Here is a 9506-nt window from a genome sequence, read left to right as displayed (position 1 = left end):
AGGAGAGAAGGAGAGAAGGAGAGAAGGAGAGAAGGAGAGAAGGAGAGAAGGAGAGAAGGAGAGAAGGAGAGAAGGAGGGCGCTTCCTGACCTGGACGAGCGCCGGCAACGGGTCTGACAATTGTCTTCCAGGTCGGCTAGCTGTGAAGCGTCAAGAGGTTGTTTCTCGACGCGGGAAGTCTGGCCATCGGCGCAACACCGCCGATGGCGCTGTGGGCACGGTGCCAGTTGTAGTGATGCTGCCAACTCGCTAAGGCTTCCATGCGATGGGCTGAGCTCTGGTACGTCCATGCGTAGGCCCATTCACGTAACGCCGACTGGATGAAGCGTTCGCCTTGCCGTTGGTCTGCGGACGATAGGCTCGCGTAAATTTGTGCCGGATACCCAACTCCTGACAGGCCCGAGCGAACTCGTGTGAACGGAACGCCGATCCGTTGTCGGTCAGCAATCGGCGCACACGCACGCCGAGTCCGGCGTACCACGCCACGGCATCGCGCAGGAATTGCACGGCACTGCCCTTCGTCTCGTCCGGATGCATCGCCGTGTAGGCAATCCGCGCATGATCGTCCACCGCGACGAATAGATACTCCCAGCCAACGCCGTCCACTGTATCGCGCCGATTGCCGGTGACGCGATGGCCAGGGCGTGCAATACGGCCGAGCTTCTTGATGTCGATGTGCAGCAAGTCGCCCGGCGCCTCGTGTTCGTAGCGCTGAACCAGTTCACGCGGCTGCAGGTCACTCAAGCGCGACAGTCCGGCACGCGCCAGCACGCGGCTGACGGTCGAAGCCGACACGCCTACCTGTCGGGAGATCTGACGTTGCAGCAAGCGCTGCTGGCGCAATTCCACGATCAACAAAGCAGTCGCCGGAGCGATGGAGCGTGGGGAGCGAGCAGGTCTCGACGAGGCGTCAGCCAGCGCTGGTGCACCACCGGCCAGATAGCGCCCAAGCCATTTGCGTACGGTCGGTGCTGTCACGCCGTGATCGGCCGCCGCTTGCGGCACGCTCGAACCGGATTCGGTGATCTCCTGAACCATCTCAAGTCGACGGGCGAAAGTGAGTCGGGCATTCTTATGGGTGTTCATCCGGCTGGATTCCTGGAAGGTTGGGTGTTTGGCGACTTCCAGTCTCCCAGACTCAGTCCGGATGAACCATCGATAAACCTATTGAAGCTTCACAGCTAGCGGGCGCCCAGCGGGCATTTCGACGTGACAGGATTGTCGATCGAAACGGCCAGGGCGGGTGGCCAGGCATGCCGGGATTTGGCCTTCGCGACGTACCATCAGGCGCATCAGCGATGCGGTCGCCATTCTTGGCAGTCGGCGCGAGTTATGTTATAAGTGTGCGATCTTAGGCCTTATGAAAATATCATGAATGGTTGGACGCTCGCCAAAAGTAACTGCCCCAGCCTGGCTTGAGACAGCGCGGCGCGCCCTTGTCGAAGAAGGACCAGCTGGAGTCAAAATTGATCGTCTCGCGCGGCGCCTCGGCGTAACGCGAGGGGGGTTCTATCACAACTTCCGTGATCGCGAAGATCTCCTCGATCAGCTCCTCGAGCTTTGGGAAGCCACCTGCAAATTCCTTCCGCCTCAGCCGCCCGGCAATACGTTTGCCGAGGCCGGCGAGTGGATAGAATATATGGTCGACCGCCTGATTGAAGAAGATGGCTACGACCATCATTTCGATATGGCCGTGCGTGAATGGGCTCGCTCGGACCGGCGGGCCTCATGGGCTGTCGAACGGGCCGACCGTCAACGAATCTCCACGCTGGAAGCCGCCTTCAAACTGCTGGGTTACAGCAATGAAGAGGCGCCGATACGCGCGCAGGTTTTCTATTTCCATCAGATCGGCTATTACGCCATCGGCGTACGCCAGACCATCGCCGAGCGTCGCCGCAATGCACCACTGTATGCCGACATCATCTCCGGTGCTGAGGTGATGAAGCGGGTCCGCGCCGGTCGCGTCCCCGCCAAAGGCAGCAAACAGAAGGGCAAAGTCTAGCTGCGGCGCTTATTCGGCTTTGCCTGTATCAATTGGTTGCGCCGAGCTTTTCCTGTCAATGCCTCTGCCAGGCACGGCACTAATGCCTGTGATGGCAGGCGAACCCACTCCCCCGCCCCTCCCGATTGAAAGCGTGCGGTGCCATAGCGGGCGGCGGCGCAATCGGCGGGTCTTCCGGACGCCCGGCGGTCTCGAACTGTCAGGTTCTTTTAGCTTGCGCCACAAGATGAGCACCGCTGCAGCTTGGGCCGTCCGTGCCGGTCGTGCAACGCATCCAGTTCATGATTTCCTGCTTTCGCGATTGTCTTCGCAGGTCGCTATTGTGTAGTTATGCAAATTAAATGTTGCATCGACATTGACACGAATGGCTTGTCGGAAACCTCAATTCGCGAGGTCGGACTTGCGGAGCACAGACCGCATCGGCCGGTGCGGAGACTTCATCGCGCTGTTCAGAATCCCGTCACATCAACCCACCGTCCAAGCTCGCGACGCTTTGCTGCTTTTTTGCGCCTGAACCCGCGCATCGCGCGAGGCATACCGCGTCTCCTGACGCAATGAACGCTGTCTATCACGCTTGCAGAACGACCTGAGCAACGGTGCTCATTGTTGCTGGGCCGCGATGGGCCGGTCGCAAAGGGTAAACAAGTATTTTTTTTTATTTGTCCCGGCGAGGCGCATTCCCTATTATATACATAACTGTACATTTAACTGACCACTTGGAGGCCGTAACGGGCGTCGTGATGAAAAAGAGAAAATTCAGTCTCAGGTCGGGTTGTACTGTTTTCAGGCGTACCGTGGTGGCAGTGTCGATCATGGAGTTGTTCGTCGGGGCGGCTCACGTCCAGGCGCAAACCGCCGCGCCCGCAAGCGGTGTCGAAGCGCAATCGGTTACGCCCGCAGCGACTTCGACAACCCAAACGCGGGCTTCCGCGGCAAGCCCCAGAAATCAGGCGCCTCCAGTCGACAAGAGCAATGGCGCCAATACTGTCACGCTGAATTCAGTCGAAGTAACAGCCAATCGGCGTCGCGAACCCGCTCGCGAGGTCCCGATGAAGGTCGACACGGTATCGAGCGAGCATCTTCAAAAGGCCGGTGCGACGCAGTTGAGCGACTACATCACGTCAGAACCCGGCGTGAGCTTTTCGAGCGGCGGTGCGCCTGGCCAGGGAACGATCTCCATCCGCGGTATTACGGCGGGACAGGACATTGGACCGACTGTCGGTGTCTATGTCGACGATGCTTCGTTTGGATCGAGCACCGTATACGGTTCCGGGGCACAGTTGGCACTGAATATGGGTTTGCTTGATCTTAACCACATTGAAATTCTCTTTGGCCCGCAGGGGACGCTCTACGGGGCGGGCGCGATGGGGGGGGTGTTGAAGTACGTCACCAACCAGCCTGACACGGAAAATTTTTCAGGGCAGGTTGGCACGGGTTTCTCGTCGACTTGGCACGGTGGGCTCAACAACACGACCACAGCAGTACTGAATATCCCGTTGAAGTCGGACGTTGCTGCGGTCCGGTTGTCCGCTTTCAACGACCACGAAGGCGGGTATGTAGACGCGGTAGGTAGTAGTTCCGGTACGCACATCAACCAAGGTGATACGACGGGCTTTCGGGCATCGGCGCTTGTGACGCCGACCAATAAACTGACGTTCCGCTTCACGGCTGACATTCAGGATGTCAACAGCTCAGGTTTGAATTTCGTCGACTACGGCACGAATGGCAGGCCTGTTTACGGTGATCTGAAACGTTACCTGGGTTCAGCTGAGCCGTACCATCAAAGCATCCAGTTCTACACCGCTGACGTCGAATACGACTTTGGCTGGGCTCGCTTCAATTCGATTTCCTCCTACCAGTCGATCCATACCGGAAGTGCGTCGGATCTTACGGCAGCGTACGCGCCAATCTTTGATGCTGCGGGTTTAAATCTCAGTGCCGTGTCGTACTCAAACCAAATATTTACCGACAAGGTGACCCAGGAGTTTCGATTGACGTCGCCGGGCAACCAGCGCCTAGAATGGGTTGCGGGCCTTTATTACACCCACGAGCGCAGTGACCCTACCGACATAATTTTTGCGTCGCCCGTCGGAAGTAAGGCTTTCAGTGCGCTCGAAACTTACAAATACGGATCGACGTACGAGGAAGCAGCGGCTTATGGCGATCTCACGTATAACTTGACGCCGCGGCTTGCACTGACCGCCGGTATTCGGATTGCGCGTAACCAACAGGCGTTCGATCAGACGACATCGGGCCCGATCGTCGCGTCTCCCGGAACCGTATCGGGTACGTCTTCCGACACCACAAAGACCTACATGTTTACGGCCGCCTACAAACTGACGCCGACAAGCAACGTATATGCCCGGATTGCGAGCGGCTATCGTCCAGGAGGTCCGAATCTGTTGATCACCAACCCGGCCACCGGACTGCTGATTCCCGGAAGTTCGACCTTCCAGCCTGACACGTTATGGAACTATGAGGTGGGATACAAGGCCGATCTGCTCGACAAGAAACTGTCGCTCGCCGTTTCGGCATATGACATCGAATGGCATAACCTACAGGCATACGGCGATGTTGACGGGTTCAGCCAATACATTAACGCGGGTAACGCGCGCGTGAAAGGTCTTCAATTGTCCGGGGCGTTTCGCCCGACCTCAGCCTGGACCTTCGCTGCTTCGATTTCTGCGACTGACGCATACTTGACCACAGGTAATACGGGGGCGGGGTCACAGGCTGGCGACTCACTTCCAAATACCCCAAGGTTTTCAGCCACAGCGTCTGTGAATTACCAGTTCCAGATAGCATCTCATCGCGCTTACGTGGGGGTAGACGAACAGTACGTAGGTATGCGCCATTCGAGCTTCGCGCACGACACGCAATTGCCCGACTTCAAACTGCCCGCATATGCGACCACGAACCTGCAGGCCGGAATTGATTTTAGCCACTTCACCGTGTCGTTTTTCATCAGGAATCTCTTTAATCGCGAGGGGATTTTGTCGGCAAGTACGTCCCAAGTTCCATTAGGTGGAGACGTGCTGGCAACAGTGATTCAACCACGGACCATTGGCGTGCAACTTACGGCACCGTTCTAGAAATGACCATGTCAGCGACGTACTATGTTAGGGAAGCATCGTATCTTTTCGGGAGATCATTATGCCAGGTCTAGCAACGGAGCCCGGAAGAGCACGAGCCCGGCGCGAATTTGGGCGGAAACAGCAGAATCCCGTACGTCGCTTTGGCGGCATTGCAGCAGTCCTTCTCCTGCACGTGGTGCTGATTTACGCGTTGGTTAATGGGCTTGCTACCAAAGTGGTACAGGTGATTCAGCATCCCATCGAAACGAAAATCATTGAGCAGGTGAAACCACCGCCGCCGCCGCCGTTGCCGACCGTGCAGTTACCGCCGCCAAAGTTCGCGCCGCCACCACCACCGTTTGTGCCGCCGCCGGAGGTCAATGTACCGACCCCACCGCAACCGAGCATTACGCACCAGGCGGCACCGGTCGTAGCTCAGCCTGCGCCGCCGCCTGCCCCGGTCGCCCCGGCTCCTGCCAAGGCGGCGAGCACCGAAGTTGGCGTGGTTTGCCCGAACTCCGATCAGGTGCGCAGATCAATACGCTATCCGCGGGAAGCTCAGCAGAACAACATCACGGGCAACGTCTTGATCGAATTTGTCGTTGATCCACAGGGGCGCGTTGCGGACGTGCGTGTGGCCCAATCTGCTGATCCGTTGCTGGATCGTGCGGCATTGAATGCGGTCAAGCAATTTAGTTGCGTTTCACAGGGAGAAGCTGTTCGTGTTCAAGTTCCGTTTGCCTTTAACTTGAATTGACCGGACAGGTTATGGGTTCTCGTGGCGGTTTTTGATCAGGTTGTAAACGTTCAACGGATGGACTGGAGTAGACATGAAGACGTATTCTCTCGCCGCGCTGTCGGCAAGCATGGTGTTCGCCGTAACCACGGCAACGACCTTTATCGCACCGCAAATTGCCTACGCGCAAGCTAGCGGCACAACCGTAACTGTATCGGCCGCTACCGCAACGACGGCTGCACCCGCAGCAGCACAGCTGGATCAAGCGATGCCGCCGCCGGCACCCGCAACATCGGAAACCGTCAGCAATCCATACGGTCTCGGTGCCCTCTGGAAAAATGGTGACATCGTTGCCCGCTTCGTGCTGATCCTACTGGTCATCATGTCGATGGGCAGCTGGTACATCACGATCACGAAGTTCTTCGAGCAGTATCGTGCCAACCGTCGTGCCAAGCGTGCCGACGAACAGCTGTGGACCGCGCCGTCGCTCGCCGAAGGTGCCAGGCTGCTCGACGAATCGTCGCCGTTCCGCTTCATCGCCGAGACCGCAATCGAAGCTGGCGAACACCACGACGAAGCGCTACTCGAAGCCGTGGACCGCAACACGTGGATCGACGTGTCGATCGAGCGTGCCATCACTAACGTGTCAAATCGTCTGCAGGATGGGCTCGCCTTCCTCGGTACGGTCGGCTCCACGGCTCCGTTCGTTGGTCTGTTCGGTACGGTCTGGGGTATTTACCACGCGTTGACGGCCATCGGTATCGCCGGCCAGGCATCGATCGACAAGGTTGCAGGTCCGGTCGGTGAAGCACTGATCATGACGGCAATCGGCTTGGCCGTGGCGGTTCCGGCGGTGCTCGGCTACAACTTCCTGGTTCGCCGCAACAAATCGGTGATGGAACGTGTGCGCGCCTTCGGTGCACAACTGCACACGGTCCTGCTCGCCGGCAGCCGTCACTCGAAGCGCGGCATGGCAGGTCAGAAGGCGACGCTGGTCGAACGGGCGGGGTAAGTCATGGCCATGAGCGTTGGGCAGGATGGGAACGACGACGAGGTTATCTCCAACATCAACACCACGCCGCTAGTCGATGTGATGCTGGTGTTGCTGATCATCTTCCTGATCACGATTCCGGTTGTTACGCACACGGTGCCGGTGAAGTTGCCGAATGAGACGATCCAGCCGCTACAGACTACGCCCAAAAGCATCGTGATCGCGGTTAACCTCGATGGTGATTTCTTCTGGAACGAGAAGCATGTGGATGCAGCGACACTGTTGGCTGAACTCAAGGCCGTGTCGGTCATGACGCCGCAACCTGAAGTCGACGTGCGCGGCGACCAGAACGCGCGTTATGAGTTTATCGGACGGGTGATTACTGCGTGCGAGCGTGCAGGTATCGCCAAGGTCTCATTTATCACTGAGCCGCCGCCGCGCGGCGGCTAAGGAGCCGGCTATGGGGATGAACGTATCGTCGGGCGGTAGCAGCGAACCGGACGTGATGGTAGATATCAACACCACGCCACTCATCGACGTGATGCTGGTGTTGCTGATCATGCTGATCATCACGATTCCGATCCAGACGCACGCCATCAAGATGAACCTGCCGGTCGGCACCCCGCCTCCGCAGGCGGTGCAGCCGGAAGTGGTGCAGATCGATATCGACTTCGACGGCACGATGATGTGGAACGGTCAGGTGCTGCCCGATCGCGCCGCGCTCGAATCGCATCTTCGACAGGTGGCTGCCGAGCCGGTGCAGGCGGAAATTCACCTTCTGCCGAACAAGCTGGTGCCGTACAGGGATGTCGCCGCCGTGTTGGCTTCGGCGCAACGCATCGGCGCCACGAAGGTTGGACTGATCGGAAACGAGCAGTACATGCAATAACGAAGTGGGAGTGCTAATGATCCATCAACGATTAAAGCGTGTCGCGCTGGCGACCACTTTCGGGGGCCTGTCCGTCCTCGTCGTGCTGCCGGGCGCGTCACATGCTGTCGACACGCTGCGCCCGGAAATCGCCAAACCGCTGAACGCTGCGCAGGATCTTTATCGCGCACACAAGTACAAGGATGCGTTGACGAAGATCGATCAGGCGGCTGCGGTGCCGAACAGGACGCCATATGAGAACTATGTGGTGGAACAGATGCGCGGTGCTGCCGCCATCGCAGCAGGGGACAATACTGTCGCCGCTCAGGCGTACGAAACCCTGCTGGCTTCCGGCAAGCTGACGGGCGCGGACGAGCAACGCACCGCCGCTGCTCTCGCGGGAATCTACTTCCAGGGGAAAAATTACCCGCTGGCAATCAGGACGGCACAGCGGTACATCAAGGCCGGTGGCACTGATCCCGACATGCGGACCTTGTTGATCCAGTCCTATTACCTGTCGAATGACTGCGCCAGCGTGGTGAGCCTGCTCAAGCCCACCGTGGATGCACAGGCGCGTGCGGGCCGTGCGCCGGATGAATCCCAGTTGCAGTTGCTGGGTACCTGTGCGCAGCGCTCCAACGACTCGGCCACCTATCGCAGCGCGCTCGAGAAGCTGGTCGCGTTCCACCCGAAGCAGTTGTACTGGGATGATCTGTTCGCAGCCATCCGCAACGAGCCGGGTTACTCGTCGGCTCTGGATATCGACACCTATCGCCTGCGCCGTGCTACCGGTGCGTTGGTGACGGCCGACGACTATATGCAGATGACGCAGCTGGCGATCGTTGCGGGGACCCCGGTTGAAGGCAAGCAGGTAATCGATCAGGGTTTCTCGTCCGGCGTGCTCGGGCACGGAGTTGGTGCGGATCGCGAGAAGCGCCTGCAGGCGCTGGCTGCGAAGCGTGCGCAGAGCACGATCGACAGTAACGGCGTGCCGATTCCGCCGTTCGACGCCGCTTTCAATCAGGTGTTCGCGGGGCAGGCGCAGCAGGGTCTGGCAACGATGGAAGCGCTGATTGCCAGAGGCGGCATGACCCACCCGGATCAGGCGCAACTGCGTCTTGGTGAGGCGTATTTCATCGCCGGACAGCAAGCCAGGGCGACTCAGGCGTTTCGAGCCGTTCGCGGCGACGACGGGTCCACTGAGCTTGCGCGTTTGTGGTTGCTGATTGCCGCTCATTAAGCCCGGCTTCCATTGACCCTGAACCAGAATTAGTCCCGGTCGGAAGTGGAGATTTCCGGCTTGGTTGAGTCGTCAGGCGGGGCGGATTCCCTTGCCTGACGGGCGAATTCGGCAGGCGTCATCCACTGCAATGCGGAGTGGGGACGAACCTCGTTATAGTACGTGCGCCAGTCGTCGATTTTGCTCTGCGCGTCGGTCAATGACAAGAACCAATGCGCGTTCAGACATTCCTGCCGGAAGCGCCCGTTGAAGCTTTCGACCTTGGCGTTGTCAGTGGGCGTGCCCGGTCGGCTGAAATCCAGTTCAACGCCATGTTCATATGCCCAGCGATCCATTGCCTTCGAGATGAACTCGCTGCCATTGTCGACCTTGATCGTGGCCGGGTGTCCGCGCATGGCGCTGATACGCGTCAACGCTTTGACCACGTGTTCACCCTTCAGACTTTGGCCGACCTCGATGGCCAAGCATTCCCGTGTGTAGTTGTCGACGACGGTCAGTGTCCGAAGACGTCTGCCATCGAACAGTGCATCGGCAACGAAATCCATACTCCAGATTTCGTTGATCGTAGTCACGATATGCTTGGGCTGCCGTAGAC

General features: G+C 58.6%; 8 protein-coding genes and 2 pseudogenes. 8 read left to right on the top strand and 2 right to left on the bottom strand.

Going from position 1 to position 9506, the window contains the following annotated elements; translation table 11 throughout:
• Positions 1-136 precede the first annotated feature (136 nt).
• Positions 137-1086 (bottom strand): annotated as a pseudogene (locus BDI24065_RS40325) (IS481 family transposase).
• Positions 1087-1375: 289 nt separating this feature from the next.
• Between BDI24065_RS40325 and BDI24065_RS41600 the strand changes: the two are divergent.
• The 8 genes and pseudogenes from BDI24065_RS41600 to BDI24065_RS40290 form a co-directional block, all read left to right on the top strand.
• Positions 1376-1489, top strand: a pseudogene (locus tag BDI24065_RS41600) (hypothetical protein); the annotation flags it as partial.
• A 150-nt stretch (positions 1490-1639) separates the two neighbouring features.
• Complete coding sequence (locus BDI24065_RS41295) at positions 1640-2002, top strand: hypothetical protein (RefSeq protein WP_254609962.1); 363 nt, start codon at positions 1640-1642, stop codon at positions 2000-2002.
• A gap of 797 nt (positions 2003-2799) precedes the next feature.
• Positions 2800-5094, top strand: coding sequence for a TonB-dependent receptor (locus BDI24065_RS40315; RefSeq protein WP_254609961.1), 2295 nt, complete (start codon positions 2800-2802; stop codon positions 5092-5094).
• 61 nt (positions 5095-5155) lie between these two features.
• Positions 5156-5833, top strand: a complete 678-nt coding sequence (locus BDI24065_RS40310) for an energy transducer TonB (protein ID WP_175035867.1) — start codon at positions 5156-5158, stop codon at positions 5831-5833.
• Between the two features lie 73 nt (positions 5834-5906).
• Positions 5907-6824 carry a MotA/TolQ/ExbB proton channel family protein gene (locus BDI24065_RS40305; protein ID WP_175035866.1) on the top strand — a complete coding sequence of 306 codons (918 nt, stop codon included), beginning with the start codon at positions 5907-5909 and terminating at the stop codon, positions 6822-6824.
• A 3-nt stretch (positions 6825-6827) separates the two neighbouring features.
• The gene (locus tag BDI24065_RS40300; RefSeq protein ID WP_175035865.1) at positions 6828-7253 is read left to right on the top strand and encodes an ExbD/TolR family protein; all 426 of its coding nucleotides are present in this window, start codon (positions 6828-6830) and stop codon (positions 7251-7253) included.
• Positions 7254-7263: 10 nt separating this feature from the next.
• Positions 7264-7692, top strand: coding sequence for an ExbD/TolR family protein (locus BDI24065_RS40295; RefSeq protein WP_175035864.1), 429 nt, complete (start codon positions 7264-7266; stop codon positions 7690-7692).
• A gap of 16 nt (positions 7693-7708) precedes the next feature.
• Positions 7709-8911 (top strand): tetratricopeptide repeat protein, encoded by a 1203-nt coding sequence (locus tag BDI24065_RS40290; protein ID WP_175035863.1) that lies wholly within the window; start codon positions 7709-7711, stop codon positions 8909-8911.
• A 29-nt stretch (positions 8912-8940) separates the two neighbouring features.
• Here BDI24065_RS40290 and BDI24065_RS40285 read toward each other — a convergent pair.
• Positions 8941-9506, bottom strand: a 566-nt coding sequence (locus BDI24065_RS40285; RefSeq protein ID WP_254609960.1) for an IS3 family transposase, incomplete at its 5' end; no start/stop codon positions are given.

The organism is Burkholderia lata, from assembly GCF_902499025.1.
Classification (GTDB): Bacteria; Pseudomonadota; Gammaproteobacteria; order Burkholderiales; family Burkholderiaceae; genus Burkholderia; species Burkholderia lata_C.
Note: the sequence above shows the minus strand (reverse complement) of the source record. Positions and strands in the feature narration are given on the sequence as shown.

Bases quoted from the DNA above. Each gene is read 5' to 3' on its own strand.
- BDI24065_RS40295 (WP_175035864.1), top strand. From the start codon at position 7,264: ATGGGGATGAACGTATCGTCGGGCGGTAGCAGCGAACCGGACGTGATG.
- BDI24065_RS40290 (WP_175035863.1), top strand. From the start codon at position 7,709: ATGATCCATCAACGATTAAAGCGTGTCGCGCTGGCGACCACTTTCGGG.
- BDI24065_RS40300 (WP_175035865.1), top strand. From the start codon at position 6,828: ATGGCCATGAGCGTTGGGCAGGATGGGAACGACGACGAGGTTATCTCC.
- BDI24065_RS41295 (WP_254609962.1), top strand. From the start codon at position 1,640: ATGGTCGACCGCCTGATTGAAGAAGATGGCTACGACCATCATTTCGAT.
- BDI24065_RS40305 (WP_175035866.1), top strand. From the start codon at position 5,907: ATGAAGACGTATTCTCTCGCCGCGCTGTCGGCAAGCATGGTGTTCGCC.
- BDI24065_RS40310 (WP_175035867.1), top strand. From the start codon at position 5,156: ATGCCAGGTCTAGCAACGGAGCCCGGAAGAGCACGAGCCCGGCGCGAA.